The sequence below is a fragment of the Streptomyces sp. MA5143a genome (assembly GCF_900290235.1).
Lineage (GTDB): Bacteria > Actinomycetota > Actinomycetes > Streptomycetales > Streptomycetaceae > Streptomyces.
This window is the reverse complement of record NZ_OLMK01000077.1, coordinates 44435-61297: the sequence shown is the minus strand read 5'-3', so window position 1 is coordinate 61297 and position 16863 is coordinate 44435. Positions and strand designations below refer to the sequence as shown.

Below are 16863 nucleotides of genomic sequence, written 5' to 3'. Positions count from 1 at the left end.
TCACGCGCCCCGCGTCGACGGCCTGCGCGCGTGCAGCAGCAGGATCGACGCGGCCGACGGGGCCGCGCAGACCAGCCGGTCCAGCGGGCGCACCGGACGCGGTACGCCGTGGAAGGGCGCGCCCCGCAGCCGTACGACCTCGAAGCCCGACGCGGCCACGAACTCCTTGAGCGCGCGGGCCGTGTAGAGCCGCAGATGGCCCACGACCTCCGTGCCCGGCCGGCCGTGGATGCCGCGCAGGCTGACCTCCGAGAACACCGGCTGGACGCCCGCGAGCAGCAGGGCCCGGTTGTACCAGGCGGCGAGGTTCGGGGTGGAGAGCATCAGATGGCCGCCCGGGCGCAGCACGCGGCGGATCTCGTCGAGCGCCGCGTCCGGGTCGACGAGGTGCTCGATCACCTCGCTGAACAGCACGGCGTCGGCGGACTCGGCCCGGAACGGCAGCCCCCCGTCGGTGAGTTCGCCGCGCACGGCGTACGGCAGACGGGTGCGGGCGCGGCGGAGGGCGTCCTGGGACCAGTCGATGCCGATGAGGCGGTGGCCGGGCAGGAGGGGCGCGGCGGTGGCGGCGGCGGTGCCGTCGCCGCAACCGATGTCGAGGATCGTGCGGGCGCCGTGGGCGGCCGGGCCGAGCGCCTCGGCGAGCATCCGGGCCTGGCGGAGAGTGCGGGGGCTGCCGGAGGCGACGGGAACGGTCGGGTCCTCGTAGAAGTCCCGCAGCCCGGGGCGGTCCGTGGTGGCCGCCGGGGTCGCTGTCCTCGCTGTCCTCGGTGTCCTCGGTGTCTTCGTGGACATCAGGGGGTGTCCTCTTCCGTCGCGTGCAGGTAGTGCTCGAAGAGGTCGCGGAGGTGGGCGCCGTCGCCGTGGCCGAGCAGGGCACGGGACCAGCGCAGGGCCAGGTGGAGACGGCCCGCCGTGGAGGCGGTCGTGACGGTGAGGCCGCGTGGCATGCGGGCGGGCGCGGAGAACCACACGGCGTGCGCGCGGCCGGCCTCCTGACCGAAGTCCAGGGAGTACGGGATGCGGCCGATGTTGCTGAGCAGGGTCGTCGACGTCCAGGGGGCGGCCGCCCGGCGCAGGCCCCGGGTGAGGGCCGCCCGCCAGGAGACGGGGACGACGGGCGCGGTCAGGAGCGAGGCGCCGTGGCCCAGTTGGGGTCGGCTGAGCGACTTCAGGGCACGGGTGCGGTCGGCCGTGCGGCGCAGCAGGACGGCGGTGGGCGTGCGGCGCTGGTCCACCTCATCCGGGAGGAAGGCGACGTCGACCAGACGGGTGCCGTTGCCGATGGGCATGCGGGTGTCGCGGGGCCGGTCGTCCACGGGCATGGTGATGCGGAAGGGGCGCGGGCGGGCACCGTGCTCCCGGTTCCAGTGGGCCAGCATCAGGGCCGTGGTGACCATGAGCTGGTCGTTCACGGTGTACGGGGCCGACCTGGGGCGGCGGGGCACCGGCAGTTCGGTGACGAGCAGGCCGTTGCCCGGGGAGGGCTCGGGCGTGCCGGGGGCGACTCGGGCGGGCGGGGCCCAGGTGGACGGGGTCTCGGGACCGGCGAGGGGCAGGTCGGGGGTGGTGGCGCGGACCGGGGGCGCGGTGGGGGCGTTGTCCTCGCCGCCGTACAGCTCGGCCGCGGTGGCGAGGATGCGGAGGCAGGCGGGGCCGTCCAGGGCGGTGTGGTTGATGGTGAGGAAGAGGACGGTGCCCTCACCTTCCGGGCCCGCGTCCGCGACCACCTCCAGGCGGATCGGCGGGGAGAGGGACAGCGGTGGGGCCTGGGTCAGGGACCTGGTGCGGGCGTCCCGCAGGGCGTCCGGGCCCGGGGGCGGGAAGCTCACCACCTCCACCTCCGGCTCCTTCGTCAGCTCCCACTCGTAGCGGCGGCTGTACCAGTGCGCCGGGGCCTGGCGCATCAGGCTGCGGGGGTGCCGGTGGAGGGCCTCGGTGAACGCCTCCCGGAGGCGGTCGGGGGCGAGGGGGCCCGGCAGATGGACCTCGATGTGGACGGTCTCGGGTTCCTCCTCCTGGAGGCAGTGGCGGGAGACCTCGTCGACGACCGGGAACGGGATGCGGACGGGGCCTCGGGCGGCGTCGTCGCGGGCCGGATGGTCCAGTGTGGTCATGTCCGCTCGCCCCTCCCGGAGACGCCGTCGTTGTCGTCCACGGCGCCGGCACGACCCGCGGCGCCCGCACCACCCGCGGCGCCCGCACCACCCGCGGCGCCGGCCTCGCCCGCAGGGGCCGCACCGCCCCCGCCGTCCGCCGGTGCTGCGGCCCCGCGCTTCGGCTTGATGAGGGGGATCCCGCGGGTCGGCGTGTCCGGCTCCCGGTACGGGGCGCCGGGTCCGCGCGCGGAGATCGTCTGGCTCGCGGCGGGGCCGGTGGTCCGGGTCCGCCGCGGCAACGGCTCCGTCGGCTCCTCCGCCCCCGGCGGTACCTGGAACTCCCGTGTGGAGCCGGGCCGGTCCGGGGACGGCTCGGCTCCCGCCCCCACGCTCACCAGCGCCGCGAACAGGCCCAGCAGGGCGAGCAGCTGGGCCACCGGCCCGAACGCGCCCTGGTCCGCCGCCACCGGCTCGCCCGCTCCGGTCGCCGCCGCGACGCCCGCCCCGGCGAGCGCGAGGAACGCGATCGGCACCAGCAGGGCGTGCCGCGTCCGGGCGAGGAGCGCCAGCAGCGGGACGAGTAGCGCGAGGAAGCCGGCGATCACGATGCCGACGAGGGTGAGGGCGACCGTGCCGAGCCACGGGCCGGGGGCCGGCGGTGCCGGCTGCGGCGCGTCCGGGTTGGGCTCCCGGCGCCGCCACAGCGCCAGCCCGACGAGGGCCGCGAGGCCCACCCCGGCGCCGATCAGCCCGGCCTCGTACGTCACGGACGGCTCGTAGGACAGCTTGACCGCGCCGCCCGACCCGCCGGGTATCCGCCAGCCCTGCTGCCAGCCGTCGAGCCGTACCGGGGTCAGCTCCCGGCCGTTCAGGGTGGCCTTCCAGCCGTCGTTGTAGTTCTCGTACGTGGTGAGGTACGAGGCGGCGCCGTCGCCGACGGTCACCTCGCGGCGGTCGCCCAGCCAGTCCCGTATCCGCAGGTCGCGTCCGGTGGCGGCGGGCGCGGTGACCGTGCCGCGGGTCAGCGTGACCTCGGTGACGGCGAGGGCGCCCGAGTCGTCGGAGTCGACGGTGTGACGGTCCTCGGCGCCCAGCTCCAACGCCGCGTCGGGCCGGTCGTTCTGGCAGAGCGTCAGGTCCAGCGGGCGGCGCTCGGTGAGGTCCCGTACGGTTCCCTTCGCGCTCGTCTCGTACCGCTTGCCGTCGACCTCGACGACCGGGCCCTCGCCGCACGGGAGGTCGACGTCGAGGGTCGGGGCGGGCTGCTCGGTGCGGTAGGGGGCGAGCGCCGGGATGTACGCCTCGACCAGGCCGACCGGGAGGCGCAGGTCGTCACCGGCGACGGGGTTGTGGACGGTGAGCCGGGCCGTCTCGGTGACGGTGATGTCGAGGCGGTCGGTGGTGATCGGGTCGAAGCGGACCCAGCCGTTCTCGTCGACGGCGGCGACGGCCGCGCCGTCCGGGGAGCTGATCGCGACCTTGGTCGCCCGGGTGGACAGACCGCCCGCCGGGGCCAGCACGAGCGAGCCGATGGGCTGCTTGCCCGTCCAGCGCAGATGGAGCGTCGGGTCGTCGCCCGCGATCCACGCGGAGGTCAGGTCCCCGTCGGTCAGATTGCGCGGCGACAGCCCGGCCCCGAGGGAGGCGGTGGAGTCGGCGGTCACCGTGATGCGGTTCTCCTGCTCCGGGGCGACCTCGTACAGCAGCTTGTCCAGCTCCGCGCCCGGCACGGGCACGGCGCTCGCCCTCACCTCGTACGTGCCCGCCGTGGTCGTGCCGAAGACGCGGTGCAGCCCCGGTTCGGTGCCCGTCGGGGAGAGCCCGGTGGGGTCGGCGGCGCGGCGCAGCGAGACCACCTCGGCGGGGGCGCCCGTGTGGTCGGGGCCCTGGGCGTCCGTCGGCAGCCGCAGGGTCCGGGTCACCTGGACGCCGGGGATCTCGATCTCGGAGAAGCCCGCGCCGACCAGCCCGGTGTGCCGCTCCGCCGAGTCCAGGATCGTGATCTTCAGCCAGTTCGTCTCGCCCGGACGGACGCTGACCCTCTGGGTGGAGCCGTCGGCCTGGAGGTTCGTCGACCGTGAGCCCCGCTCGGTCTCCACCTTGATCCGGGTGGGCGCCGACCGCACCCCGTCCTGCGGCAGCGGGGTGACCTCGAACGTGGACGGGAGGTCCTGCGCGTCCTCGAAGTCGATCCGCAGCCACTGCCCGTTGGCCGACCCCGGCGCACCCTCCGCCCAGGCCGTCGCCGGGTCGCCGTCGAAGGCGTTCACCGGGTCGAACTGGGGGAGGTGGAACAGCCAGTTGCCGGACGTCGACGCGGTGACGGACTTCGCGCCCCGCAGCTCCGCCACCGTCTGATGGCCGAGCCCCGTCAGGGGGAGGATCTGCCGCGGTTTCCCGCCCGCGTCCTGCACGCTCCCACTGGGGTTCCGCTCGTCGGCCGTGTACGTGTACGACGTGTTGGCGTTGACCAGGCCGAAGCGGGTGTCCGCGCGCCGCAGCCCGTCGCCGACCACCTGCACGGCCGGGGTGCCGAGACCGGGATGGTTGTCGCCGGTCAGCACGGTCGCGCGGTCCCGCATCGACGGGTCGGCGGCCAGTGGCAGCAGCGACTCCGGGCCGCCGGACACGACGGCGGTGTCCGCGATCCCCTTCAGCCCGGCCTGCCCGGGACGCGGCACGTCCTCGGCCGGCCGGTAGATCTCCACGGCCCGCTGCCGCGCGTACAACCCCTCCACCTGCAAGGGGGTGTTCTCGGCGATCACCCCGCCGGTCATCACCGGCCCGAGCCCCTTCACCCGCTCGTACCCGGACTGCTCCAGGGTCCGCTTCACGGTGGTGGTGGGCACGGATCCGATCTGGTCGGGGTCCAGGTCGTTGCGGACGACGACGTAGTACAGGCCCGCCCTGCTCAAGTAGTCGGCCAGCCCCGGCACTTCGGCGCCCGTCAGCAGCGCCTGCTCGACGGCGTCCATCGCGCGCCGGTTGCCGGGCGTGCCGAAGGGCACGTAGTCGCGCTGCGCCCAGCGGGACTCGGCGAGCACGTCCAGCGGCTGGTCGATGGTGGAGCCCCAGGTGTGGATGCCGTGCGCGGTGGCGGGCACGACCAGGGCCCGGGAGTCCGGGGAGTACTTCTCCAGCCAGTCGGCCGTGGCCCGCCAGTACTTCGGCAGCTCCTGGAACGAGCCCGGTTGCAGCACGGACCCGTTGAGGTACGGCCACAGCAGCCCCGGCAGGACGACCACGGCCGCGACCAGCGGCGCGAACCCGCGCCCCCGCACCCGCCGGGCCCCGCGCTCCCGCGCGGCCACGCCCACGAGGTGCGCGAGTCCCAGGACCAGGGCGAGCGCCAGCCCCGTCTGGAACTTGTAGATGTTCCGGAAGGGCACGAGGGCCCCGTTCAGCAGGTCCTGGACGACCCCGTGGAAGGGCGCCCCGAACGATCCCGCGTACCCGGCGAGCGTGACGAGGGCGACCGTCAGCACGGTCAGCACCAGCCAGCGCCGCTCGGGCAGGTCCCGCCGGGCCAGCCCGGCGAGGCCGAGGCCCGCCGCGAGCGCCGACGACAGGATCACCAGCGCCGACGCGGCCACGGACCAGCCGGCCGGCAGCCATGCCTCCCCGAAGTGCAGATAGCCCACCCAGTTCCCGGCGCCCCGGAGCGCCTCGGTGGCGGACATGGTGGCCGTCGTGGTCTGCGACGTCTCCACGTAGGGCAGGAAGTTCTCCCCGTAGAGGCCGAGGAGCAGCAGCGGCACCACCCACCACAGGGTCGCCAGGATCACCCCCGGCACCCACCAGAGGATCAGTCTCCGCCGGCGTGGTCCCGGCGGCCGGCTGAGCAGGTACAGGCCCACGGGCAGCAGCGAGGCGAGGGTCGAGGCGGCGTTGACCCCGCCCATGAACGGGACGAACAGCGCCGACCGCAGCGCGGCCACCCGTGCGCCGTACCGCTCGTTCGTCAGCGGCAGCAGCACCCACGGCAGGAACGCCCCCGGCAGCGCGGCCGCCGACGTCGACCCGACGACGGTGGTGAACACCGGCCACAGCGCGTACGCGGCGGCCGCCACCAGCCTCGATGCCGGGCTCCCGATCCTCAGCCGTTCGGCCAGCCGCAGCGCGCCCCAGAAGGCCACCGACACGATCAGCGACATCCACAGCCGCTCGGCGAGCCACACGGGCAGCCCGACGAGATCGCTGACCCCGTAGTAGGGCAGCATCGGCCACAGATAGCCGACGTACTGGTCCTGGATCCCGCCGAACCCGCCCCGGTCGTGCCACAACTGCCCGAGGTCGGACACGAACTGCCAGGGGTCGGTGGTCACCCCGAGCTTGGTGTCGAAGGTCTGGCGCCCGGGCCGGGCGAGGACCAGCAGCACGAAGACCACGGCCCAGAACCCCAGGAGCCAGCGGCGCGACCGACGCCCCTCGGGGGGCCGCCCCGTCGTGCCCGCCGGCCGCACCGGCGCGGGAGGTGGAGCCTGGACCGTGCTCGTCATGGTGCACACCGCCGGAGGATGAGAAGGAGGTTCCAGGTGGCGAACTCGCGCAGGCCCGGCGCCTTCACGACGGTCTCCGCGAGAAACGGCCAGTAGCGGGAGCGCGCCGACACGACCGTCACGTCGTCCCGTGCGCGCACCTGCCGCAGAGTGCGTCCGATGTGCACGGCGAACAGGTTCTCGCCGAGCGTGTGCTTGGCGTCCTTCCCGGTACGGCGCCGATAGCGGGCCCGCGCCCGCTCCGCCCCCAGGTAGTGCCAGGGCGCCCACTCGTGGCCGCCCCACGGGGACAGCCAGTTGGTGAACGACACATAGATCAGCCCGTCGGGCCGGGTCACCCGCACCAGCTCACTGAGGAACGTCGGCGGATCCGCCACGTGCTCCAGCACGTTGGACGAGAACGTGACGTCCGCGACCCCGTCGGCCAGCGGCAGCAGATACCCGTCGGCGACCACCGCCCCGTCGGGCGGCTTCGTCCCCAGCTCGGCGAGGTCCGGCTCGAAGAGGTACGCGTGCGCCCCGCGGCGCCGGAACTCCTCCGTGAAGTAGCCGCTGCCCCCGCCGACATCGACGACCGTGCGGCCCTCCAGGGCCCCGCCGTACGCCGCGACCTGGTCGACGGCGTCCCGGGCGAGCAGCGCGTAGCAGGACGCGGGGTCGTCCTGCTCCCTCATGAAGGCCCGGAAGAGGGCGAGGGACCGCCGCAGGGACGGATCCTTCCAAGCACCCGGTCGCGCGTTCAAGAGCCCCCACCCCGCACCGCCTCCGCGGCGACCGCCCGGAACTGCCGCACCGTACGGCCCCACCGGAAGTGCGCCGCCCGTTCCCGTGCCGCCCTCCCCATCAGCTCCCGCCGGTCGGCCGACAGCGCGAGCGCGCACCAGGCCGCGGCGAACGACGACTCCCCCCGGGCCAGCACCCCGGTCTCCCCGTCCACGACGGAGTCCCGCAGCCCCGGCACGTCGAAGGCGACCGACGGGGTCTGCCGCACCGCGGCCTCGGTGACGACGAGCCCCCACCCCTCCACGGCGGACGGGTGCAGCAGCAACCAGGCCGCGCACAGCAGCCGGTGCTTCTCGGCCTCGGAGACATGCCCGGCGAACTCGACGCCGGGCCCGGCCATCGCCTCCAGCCGCTGCCGCTCGGGGCCGTCGCCGACGATGACCAGCCGACCGCCGGTGACGGGCCTGACCCGCTCCCACAGGCGCAGCAGCAGATCGATCCGCTTGTACTCGACCAGCCGTCCCACGGCGACGAACAGCGGCTCGGGCGACCGTTCGGCACGCGGCCCCGGCTCCTCGACCCCGTTGTGGACGACCCGGATCCGTTCGCCGTCCACGCCGATCGCGCGGAGCGCCGTCTCCGTGGACGAGGACACGGCGACCACGAGGTTGCCGCGCTGCGCGCCCGTCAGCGCCCAGTGTTCGAGGCTTCTGCCGAGCCGGGCAGCGGGCGCCAGCGCTCCGCCGAACCGCATCCGCCACAGATCGGTGTGCACATGGTTGACCAGGCACAGCGTCGGCCCGCGATGCCACAGCGGTGTCAGGTACGGCATGCCGTTGCACACCTCGACGAGCAGGTCGCAGTCGCCGACCTGGCGGGCGAGGGCACTTCTGGCCCGGAAGTGGTGGCTCAGGTCGCCGCCCGCGGACACGACCCGGTAGTCGCGCAGGGCCGCCGGGCCCCCGCAGAGCAGGGTGACCTGGTGGCCGAGCCCCGTCAGGCCCTCGGCGAGCCGGTGGACGAGGAGCTCGGAGCCCCCCGCCGCCGGGTTACCGAGGTCACGGCGGGCGAGGAAAACGATCCGGCGTGGCGGTGGGGCGCCCGCCGGGGCGTGCCGGACGCCGCGCGGGAACGCGTCGACCAGCGAGAACGGCACGTGCTGGGGCATGGGTGCTCCAACTCGTCTCGGGGTGCGGAACTCAGCGGGGGAGAAGGAGGTTCGCTGTGAGGGTTGTTCCGGTGGGGCGTGTGGGGGGACGGTCCGGTCGCGGCGGGCAGGTCGTGGTGCGCGGGAGCGAGGTCGGGAGCGAGGTATGGGTGGGCTGTGCTCAGGTGGGGTGGACAGTTTTCGCCGAGAGTTTCGAAGCTGCTACTCACCGACGTGACAATTTCCGGGGTTTGTTGAACTGACGCCCTGTCATATCGTGATCGGATCCTGGGGCGACTCGGACGTTTCGGGGCGCCGCCTGCCGCGCACCACCAAAACGCCACCCGTCACGGCGAGGACGAACCCCACCACAGCGGTACCGATCGGCAACGTCCGCCCCACCAGCCGCAGCAGTCCGCTGTCCCGCTCCGCCTGCTCCACCGCGAACTTCTGCGTCTCGGCGGTGAACGCCAGCTTCCGGCTGTCGAGCAGCACCGCCGCGTCCTCGGTGTCGCCGGGCGCCCGCAGGGTCCGGCGCGGCCCCGTCCGCGCGTAGAGCACGCGTCCCGTGGCCTGGTCGACGACGAGTTCGAGGCCGTGGTTGGCGTACCACTCCTCGGCCGGCACCTGCGGCCGGCCCGGCTCGTCGACGAGGGCTCCGGGCACCAGCCGTGTGCCCGTCCTCGTCGCCGGAACGGTCGCCGTGAAACGCATTCCCTCGTAGCCGCGGATCTTCTTGCGGCCCTCGTAGTGGAGCGTGACCGTCGCGCCGAGCGTGTTGTCCCACCAGCGGTAGGAGCGTTCCCGCACGTCGAAGGGGAACTTCAGGTACGCCTCGCCCTCGATGTACGGCTTCTCCTCGCAGCAGTGCACCGGCCGGTTGGTCCTGCGGTCGCTGACCCAGCGGTGCGGGCTGAAGTCCAGCGCGTCGTGCGGGTCGGCGGCCGGCAGTGACTTCTCCGTGTCGACGCTGGTGATCACGTCCCACACGGCCGCTCCGCTGCGTTCGCTTTCGGCCACATCGCCGCGTACCCGCTGGGTCACGGTGATCTTCTGGTCCGGTACGGTCCGCACCTGCTCCACGTCGAAGACGCTGCCCGTGCCGGTGTAGACGGCGGTCGTGTCGATGTCGATCGGGTTCACCGCGGCCCGTGGCTCCACGTACCAGGCCAGCAGGGGTGCGAGGACCAGCAGGAAGGTGCCGAGGCCCAGCAGGACCAGGGACAGGGGCGAGGCTGTACGGCGCATCCGGGCACTCCAGGGGCGTTGGAAGGTGCGACTCGGGCAGGCGTCTCGGAAGGGGGGACGCCAAGGGGGAAGGTGCGCGTGACGTATGGGCCGGGAACCGTAGGCGGAGTCTTGACGCAGTGTCAATGCATTGCTGACACTGGGCCGGAGCCGGTGTCCGGGACGGACGACCGGCTGAGGGGTCGTCAGAATGCCCCCGGCGAGGTGGACGAGTACCGGGACCGTCAGGAGGTCCCGGGGTGCGGGGTGCCCTGGGTGGGGCCGACCTTTCGACCGAGAGGCTGACCCTGCGATGTCGCACGCCGAGACCACGCACCAGACGCCACCGGACCCGCCCTCCGCGCGGGCGACGGGACTTCCGCGGCGTGCCCTCGCCGCCGCGCTCACCATGGTGGCCGCCGCCGCGCTCGCCGTGGCGGCCGCGTTCGGTGTCGTCGCGCTGCTGGAGGCGACCCCGGACCAGCCGAACACCCCGCTCATCACGTACGAGAACGCCGGTCAGGAGCGCTGAGGGGTGACCGGGCGCCCGGGAACCGTCTCAGTCCGCTCCGCCTGGCACGACGTTCCACGTGACCAGGTGCGGGAGTTCGCCGCGATCGCCATGGCCGAGGCACCCGCCCTCGCCGAGGAGATCCTGGGTGAGATCCGCCGCGAGTACCCCCATCTGCCGGTCGTCCTCGACGACTCCGGAGAGCCGATGGCCCTCATCGGCATCCGCCGCGCCATCGAGGTCTTCGTCCAGCACCTCCAGACCGCGGAGGGCCGCCCGCGGGTGCCTCCCGGTGTGTTCCAGGAGTTCGGCCGGGGCGAGGGCCTGCACGGCCGCAGCCTGGACTCCCTCCAGGCGATCTACCGCCTCGGCGTACGCCTCGCCTGGCGGCGCTTCGCCGAGATCGGCCAGCGCGTGGAGATCCCGCCGCCCGCGATGTACGAGCTGGTCGACGCCGGATACGAGTACCTGGACGGGCTGGTGGACCAGTCGGTGCGCGGCTACGCGGAGGCGGCGGCCCGGCAGGCCGGCGAACGGCTCCGGCTCCAGCGGCGCCTCATGGAGCTGCTCCTCGTCGAGCACCACCGGGGCGACCCCGCGGACGCGCTCACCGAACGCGCCGCCCGCATCGGCTGGCCCCTGCCCGAGAAGGTCGCCGTCGGCGTCCTGCTGCGGCCCGCCCGCGAGGCCATGGCCCCGGCCGTCGGCCAGGGCGTCCTGCTCGACATGGAGTACGAGCAGCCCCGCATGGTCGTGCCCGAACCGGACGCCGCCGGGCGGCACGAACTCCTGCACCGGGCCCTCGCGGGGTGGTCGGGCGCGATCGGGCCGCCGGTGCCACTGGCGGAGGCGGCGAAGTCGCTGCGCTGGGCGGAGGCCGCGGTGAGCCTGATGGAACGCCGGCTGCTGCCCGCCGGGGAGGTGCTGCACTGCACCGAGCACACCGAGGCCCTGGTCCTCCTCCAGCCGGAGGAACTCATCGACGACCTGGCCTTACGCTGCCTGGCGCCCCTCGCGCACTGCGGCCCCACCCACGGGCGCCGCCTCGCCGAGACCCTCCTCGCCTGGCTGGAGACCAGGGGCGGAGCCCCTGAGGTCGCCACCCGCCTCGGCGTCCACCCCCAGACCGTCCGCTACCGCCTGCGCCAGATCCGGGAACTGTGGGGCGACGAGGTCGACGACCCCGACCGCCGCTTCGAGCTGGAACTGGTCCTCAGGGCGCAACGGCTCCGGGGAGAGCTGGGCGACCCGCGCGGCAGACGCTGACGGGCGCGCGGCGGGCGCGACGGGCGCACCGGGGGCCGGGCGGGGGCACCGGGGCTACGTCAGGCCGGACCACGCCTCGTCCACCAGCCGGGCCACCTTGCTCGGCTCGTGGGTGAGGTCCCCCGTGACGTCGCGGACCAGCACGGTCAGCCGCTCGTCGCTGCGCTGACAGGACACCGTGGACACACTGTCGGGCTCCGGCTCGTTCCCGGCGTTGGTCGGCTGGTGGTGGAGGACGCAGTCCACCTTCCCGAAGGTGACCCTCTCGCCGGTCGGCTTCTCCAGACCGAGCGCCGCCGGGTCCGTGTACGGCACATACGGCCGCGGGGAAGGCCCACGGACGGCCGCGAACTGGAAGAACGACACCAGACGGGAGTCGGAGAAGGACTGGACGACCGCCGCCGCGCCCCCGTGCGCCTCGGACAGCAGCTCCCCGCTCCTGCCGTCCCAGTCGCGGGTCCGCTCCGCCTGCTCCTTCCCCTGCGAGGCGTCCAGCTCCAGGACGGCCTTGTCCTGATGGACGAACGCGCCCAGCTTCACCGGCGCCGACAGCTCCCCGCCCCGGCCGGCCGACGCCCCCGCGGCCCCCGGCGCCGCGTCGCCATCGTCCCCCGTGATCAGCCAGGCCCCGCCTACGAGCCCCACCCCGAGCGCCAGGCCGACCAGGCCGCCGAGCAGGAATCGGGCCGCTCTGTCGGCCTCCGTCATCGTCCTCCCCCGTCCCCTTGATGTGGAAAAGGGCTGCCCTCACCCACATGCCGGGAAACACGGGGCGTTCTCGGCCATTGCCCGCCCGCACCACGTTGACTAGCCTGTGTTCGTCATGCCGATCGACTGTTGAAATTTCGAACACAGCCGGTACCGAGAACGAAGAAACAAGGGAGGGGGCCGACCGTGGGACGCCTAGTACCTGCCGTGACCCGGGCGCTCGACATATTGGAGCTCTTCCTGGACGGGGACGGCACGCTCTCCGCCCCCGACATCGTGCGCAAGCTCCAGCTGCCGCGCACCACCGTCCACGAACTGGTCACCACGCTCGCCGCCCGTGGCTACATCGTGCCGGTGGCGGGACAGCCGGGACGTTACCGCCTCGGTGTCCGTCCGTACCAGCTCGGCAGCCGTTACGCCGAGCAGCTGGACCTGGCCGCCGAGGGCCAGCAGGTCGCCCGGACCGTCGCCGAGACCTGCGACGAGACGGTGCACGTGGCGATCCTGGAGTACACGGACGTCATCTACATCGCCAAGGTCGACTCCACGCACGCCGTCCGTATGGTGTCCGCCGCCGGCCGTCGCCTTCCGGCGCACTGCACCTCCGTCGGCAAGATGCTCCTCGCCTCCCTTCCCGAGGCCGAGCTGAACGCCCGGATCCCGGACGACGCCGACCTGGTCGCCATGACGCCCAACAGCATCACCGACCCGAACGCGCTGCGCGAGACCCTGGCCCGGATCCGTGAGCGGGGTCTCGCCGTGGAGAACCGCGAGTCCAACCCCGACGTCTCCTGCGTGGCCGCCCCGGTCCGCGACCGCACGGGCAAGGTCGTCGCCGCGCTCTCCATCTCGATCCCCATGATCCGCTGGAGCGAGGACCGCCGGGACGAGCTGGAGCAGCTCGCCGCCAAGGGCGCCGCGGAACTCTCCGAGCGCCTCGGATACCGGAGCGTGGCATGAGCACGTACGACATCGCCGTACGCGAGTACGCGACCCTCGGCGAGGGGCCCACCTGGGACGCCGACGCCCAGCGGCTGATCTGGATCGACATCCTCCGCTCCCGGGTCTACACCTTCGACCCGGCCTCCGGCCGCCGCACCATCCTCGTCACCGAGCAGCACGTCGGCGCGGCCAAGCCCCGCGTCGGCGGCGGCCTCGTCCTGAACCTGCGGGACGGTGTCGGGCTGCGCGACGCCGACGGCGGCTTCCGCTGGCTGCACCACGAGCCGGTCCCCGGCCGCCGGGCCAACGACGCCGCCGTGGCCCCCGACGGCTCCCTCTTCGCCGGCACCATGCGCTACGACGAGGCCCCGGGCGGCGGCACCCTCGCCCGGTTCACCGCCGAGGGCCTCGCCCAGGGCGTCCTCGACGACGTCGCCGTCAGCAACGGCACCGGCTGGAGCCCGGACGGGCAGCTGATGTACTACATCGACTCGCCGACCCGGCGTATCGACGTCTTCGACTACGCGGAGACCGACGGCGTGCGGCTCCCCGTCGACCGGCGGCCGTTCGTCACCATCGAGGAGGGTGCCGGCTTCCCCGACGGCCTCACCGTCGACGCCGAGGGCTGTGTCTGGGTCGCCCTGTGGGAGGGCGGCGCCGTACGCCGCTACACCCCCTCCGGCGAACTGGACCGGGTCGTCCGGCTGCCCACGCCCCGCCCCACGGCCTGCGCGTTCGGCGGTGCCGACCTGACCGACCTGTACGTCACCACGGCCCGGGTCGGCACCGACACCCCGCATCCGCTGTCGGGTTCGCTGCTGGTGGTACCGGGCGCGGGCAAGGGCCTCGCGCAGCCCGCGTTCGCCGGCTGAGCCCACCCGTACCGCACGTCCGTCGACGGCCCGTCGGCCCCACCCGTACCCCGGTGGGCCGGCGGGCCGTCACTCGTGCGCGGACACACTGCTCTCGGCGGCGGAGGTCGCCGGGTCCACGGGGTCGGTGGGGCACGCCGAGCCGGTCGGGCACGCCGAGCCGGTCGGGTCCGCCGAGCCGGTCGGGCCGGTCGCGAGGGTGCGGACCTCCTCGATCTCCGCGGGGTGGCGCAGCGCCCGGGAGACGGCGTCGATGTCCTGGAGGAGGTCGGTGAGGTCGGAGGAGACGGTGAACTCGGGGTACCCCGTGCGGCCCGGACCGGCCGTGAGGTCGGGGAAGATCAGCGGGCCCGACGTCAGGGAGACGGCGGGCGGCCCGGGGGAGGGCGACGCCTTCCGCGCGGCCAGCGCGTCCTGGATCGTCACCGCGGCGGCCAGCGCCCGCGCCCGGCCGGGACCGTGACCGAGGGCGAGGGCTCCGGCGTAGGCGCGGCGGTGCAGATCGTCGTCGAAGTGGCGGGCCAGCTGGAGCAGGGCGTCGCGGATGAAGGTCTCGCGGCGGGTGAGGCGCAGCTCCGCCGTGGCGCGCAGGGCGAACGGCACCCCGGAGCCGCTGACGCTCCGGGTGAGCAGGTACAGGGGCCGCAGCCGCCGGTGGCTCACCCGCACCCGCCAGCGTTCGTGCAGGTACTGGCCGCCGTGCGGCAGGATGAACCCGACCGCGATGAAGATGGCCGCCACGGCCACCACCGGCGGCGCCACATGGGTGCTCAGCCAGTCCAGGTCGTGGCCCGTCCAGCGGGCGACCAGCGCGGTCAGCTTCGAGGCGTCGTACACCAGGTTGAGCGCGTAGCCGATCCCGAGCGCCTTCAGACCGCCGCGCAGCCACAGGTCCAGGCCCTGGGTGCGGACCCAGCTGCGGATCAGATGACAGGTGATCAGGCAGGCGGCGGTGTGGGCGGCCAGGTAGAGGAGGATCTCCTCGCGCATGAAGGGTGTGGTGGCGTAGTACGTGTCCAGGTCGCGCAGCCGTTCCCGGGGGACGTCCGCCAGCGCGAACAGCACCCACAGGACGACGATCACCGCCGTGTACACGCTGACGACCCAGCGCATGGCGCGGCGGGTCGTCGGGGAGCGGTCCGCCGGGCCGTTGCGCCAGGCGACGATGAGCAGCAGACAGGCCGCGCAGTACGCGGTGATCAGCGAGTACACCCAGGGCGCGGCGATGTTCGGCACGCCGACGACCTGGTTGGTCCAGGCGATCACCGACGGCACCGCGAACAGGAACACGCTGCACGCGAGCAGCAGCAGACCGCCGACCGCCCGCAGGAGCGGGTCCTTCCACAGCTTCACGATGCTGGGCAGCTTGATCACCAGCGCGGCCGTCAGGACGGCCGTGGGGATCCAGAACGAGATGTACAGCCCGCCGAAGAAGTCGGCGGGACTCATGGCACCGGTCGTGGTCGCGGAGACGGTGGCCCCCCTCATCCGCGCCGCCCGCGATAGCCGAGGGACGCCTGGAGGGCCTGCCGCACCGAGTCCGCCCGGTCGGCCGGACCGGCGGGGGCCGGTGCGCCGGGAGCCCGGCTGTCCGGGGCCGGACCGGCGGGGGCCGGACCCGTGGCGTCGCCGTGTCCGGTGTCCACCCAGGGGCGCAGGGCGGTGGCGAGCCGGTGGCCGAAGTCCTCGGCCTCCTGTTCGGCCGAGGCGTGCGAGCCGTCGCGCGCGGCGACCCCGAGGGCGGACCCGGGCCAGCCCGGCCCACCGGACAGCGCGAACGCGGCGGCGTCCGCGCCCGGCACCCGGTGATGGCTGTGCCCGGTGTGCAGATGCCACAACTCATGCCCCAGGATCACCAGTTGCTGCACGGGAGCGGCCCGCTCCTCGACGATCACCAGGTCGAAGCCGGGGAACTCCATCCACAGCCCCGTCACCTCTATCTCGTCCGGGAACCGCTCGAACCGCAGCTCCACGGGCCGCCCACCGCGCCGCGCGCTCATCTCCGCGCACAGCGCCGCCCCCAACTCCCTTACCCCCAGGGGGCCGTCCAGCCGTGCCCGGACCGCCTTGACGAGCCCCGCGGTCAGCCCGCGCCGCTCGGCGGCGGACCGGGCGGGCAGCAGCGCGGCCCGTACCCGGCCGAGGACACCGGTGGCCCCGGCGGCCCCGGTCGACCCGCGCGGCCGTGCGCCGCCCGGTTCACGACGGCTCATTTCCGGGCTCCTCCTCGTCGACGCCGAGCAGCCCTTCGAGCATCACCGCGAGGGCCTCCTGCTTGCGCCGGGTCAGGTGCATCCGCCCCCCGCGCAGCGCGAGGGTCACCACTCCGTGCCGGGTCGCGAACTCGACGAGCGGGCCCTCGCCCCCGGCTCCCTCCAGGCCCTCCAGCACCCGGCGCAGTTCCCGGTCCAGGACGGCGGCGGCCGGGTCGGTGAAGAACCGGACGCCCTCCTCGACGCCGAAGAACGCGGCGAGTTCGGTGAGGTCGGGCACGTTCGGCATCTTCTTGCCGAGCAGCAGCTGCCGGGCCCACTCCGGGCTGATCGACAGCCGCTCCGCGACCTCCTTGCAGACGTCGACGGTGCGTTTGCCGCTCCGCGCGAGATACGCCGTGTGCAGCGCCCGTACCCGCCCGCGCACCCGGTCGTCGATCCGGTCGCCCGGCGGCTCACCCCCGTCGAGCAGGGTCCGCACCACGTCCTCACCGAGCGCGGTGCGCTCCGACAGCGCGGAAACATCGAGGAGTCGCCCCCGATCGGCCCCCGTCCGGGCGGCGAGGACGTCGAGCCGGGCGAGGGTCCGGGGGAGGGGTACGGGGAGGTCGGGCACGGCCAGACCCTACGTGCCCAATGGCCTGAACACCACGGAA

14 protein-coding genes are annotated in these 16863 nt (G+C 74.0%); 4 read left to right on the top strand and 10 right to left on the bottom strand.

Translation table 11 applies throughout. The features are described from left to right. The 6 genes from SMA5143A_RS30645 to SMA5143A_RS30620 form a co-directional block, all read right to left on the bottom strand. Positions 1 to 795, bottom strand: a complete 795-nt coding sequence (locus tag SMA5143A_RS30645) for a class I SAM-dependent methyltransferase (protein ID WP_258193825.1) — start codon at positions 793 to 795, stop codon at positions 1 to 3. Continuing rightward, on the bottom strand, positions 795 to 2117 hold the full coding sequence (locus SMA5143A_RS30640; protein WP_107466018.1) for a condensation protein: 1323 nt from the start codon (positions 2115 to 2117) through the stop codon (positions 795 to 797). Before SMA5143A_RS30640 ends, SMA5143A_RS30645 begins: the two co-directional genes overlap by 1 nt. Then, positions 2114 to 6598 carry an alpha-(1->3)-arabinofuranosyltransferase domain-containing protein gene (locus tag SMA5143A_RS30635; RefSeq protein WP_107466017.1) on the bottom strand — a complete coding sequence of 1495 codons (4485 nt, stop codon included), beginning with the start codon at positions 6596 to 6598 and terminating at the stop codon, positions 2114 to 2116. The genes SMA5143A_RS30640 and SMA5143A_RS30635 overlap by 4 nt, the downstream gene beginning before the upstream one ends. Continuing rightward, on the bottom strand, positions 6595 to 7272 hold the full coding sequence (locus SMA5143A_RS30630) for a class I SAM-dependent methyltransferase (protein ID WP_107466091.1): 678 nt from the start codon (positions 7270 to 7272) through the stop codon (positions 6595 to 6597). Before SMA5143A_RS30630 ends, SMA5143A_RS30635 begins: the two co-directional genes overlap by 4 nt. Before the next feature lie 65 nt (positions 7273 to 7337). After that, positions 7338 to 8489, bottom strand: a complete 1152-nt coding sequence (locus tag SMA5143A_RS30625) for a glycosyltransferase family 4 protein (RefSeq protein WP_107466016.1) — start codon at positions 8487 to 8489, stop codon at positions 7338 to 7340. A gap of 249 nt (positions 8490 to 8738) precedes the next feature. Continuing rightward, entirely contained in the window at positions 8739 to 9716 is a 978-nt protein-coding gene (locus SMA5143A_RS30620; protein WP_107466015.1) for a DUF3068 domain-containing protein, read from the bottom strand. Between the two features lie 292 nt (positions 9717 to 10008). On the opposite strand from SMA5143A_RS30620, the gene SMA5143A_RS30615 reads away from it, so the two are divergent. Both SMA5143A_RS30615 and SMA5143A_RS30610 read left to right on the top strand, forming a co-directional pair. Further along, a complete protein-coding gene (locus SMA5143A_RS30615) occupies positions 10009 to 10227 on the top strand; it encodes a hypothetical protein (protein WP_055540075.1) in 219 nt (72 codons plus the stop codon). A gap of 3 nt (positions 10228 to 10230) precedes the next feature. After that, complete coding sequence (locus SMA5143A_RS30610; RefSeq protein ID WP_107466014.1) at positions 10231 to 11472, top strand: helix-turn-helix domain-containing protein; 1242 nt, start codon at positions 10231 to 10233, stop codon at positions 11470 to 11472. A 54-nt stretch (positions 11473 to 11526) separates the two neighbouring features. Here SMA5143A_RS30610 and SMA5143A_RS30605 read toward each other — a convergent pair whose 3' ends face one another. Continuing rightward, a complete protein-coding gene (locus SMA5143A_RS30605; protein WP_107466013.1) occupies positions 11527 to 12180 on the bottom strand; it encodes a hypothetical protein in 654 nt (217 codons plus the stop codon). A 186-nt stretch (positions 12181 to 12366) separates the two neighbouring features. On the opposite strand from SMA5143A_RS30605, the gene SMA5143A_RS30600 reads away from it, so the two are divergent. After that, positions 12367 to 13140, top strand: a complete 774-nt coding sequence (locus SMA5143A_RS30600; RefSeq protein WP_107466012.1) for an IclR family transcriptional regulator — start codon at positions 12367 to 12369, stop codon at positions 13138 to 13140. Continuing rightward, positions 13137 to 13994, top strand: coding sequence for an SMP-30/gluconolactonase/LRE family protein (locus SMA5143A_RS30595; RefSeq protein WP_107466011.1), 858 nt, complete (start codon positions 13137 to 13139; stop codon positions 13992 to 13994). Before SMA5143A_RS30600 ends, SMA5143A_RS30595 begins: the two co-directional genes overlap by 4 nt. 69 nt (positions 13995 to 14063) lie before the next feature. On the opposite strand, the gene SMA5143A_RS30590 is transcribed toward SMA5143A_RS30595, so the two are convergent. From SMA5143A_RS30590 to SMA5143A_RS30580, 3 genes are read right to left on the bottom strand one after another with little or no spacing between them, the layout of a single operon-like run. Next, complete coding sequence (locus SMA5143A_RS30590) at positions 14064 to 15443, bottom strand: MAB_1171c family putative transporter (RefSeq protein WP_258193824.1); 1380 nt, start codon at positions 15441 to 15443, stop codon at positions 14064 to 14066. A gap of 35 nt (positions 15444 to 15478) precedes the next feature. After that, positions 15479 to 16207, bottom strand: coding sequence for a toxin-antitoxin system, toxin component (locus tag SMA5143A_RS30585; RefSeq protein ID WP_258193823.1), 729 nt, complete (start codon positions 16205 to 16207; stop codon positions 15479 to 15481). Next, positions 16194 to 16823, bottom strand: a complete 630-nt coding sequence (locus tag SMA5143A_RS30580) for a transcriptional regulator (RefSeq protein ID WP_107466010.1) — start codon at positions 16821 to 16823, stop codon at positions 16194 to 16196. The genes SMA5143A_RS30585 and SMA5143A_RS30580 overlap by 14 nt, the downstream gene beginning before the upstream one ends. Positions 16824 to 16863: the final 40 nt, after the last annotated feature.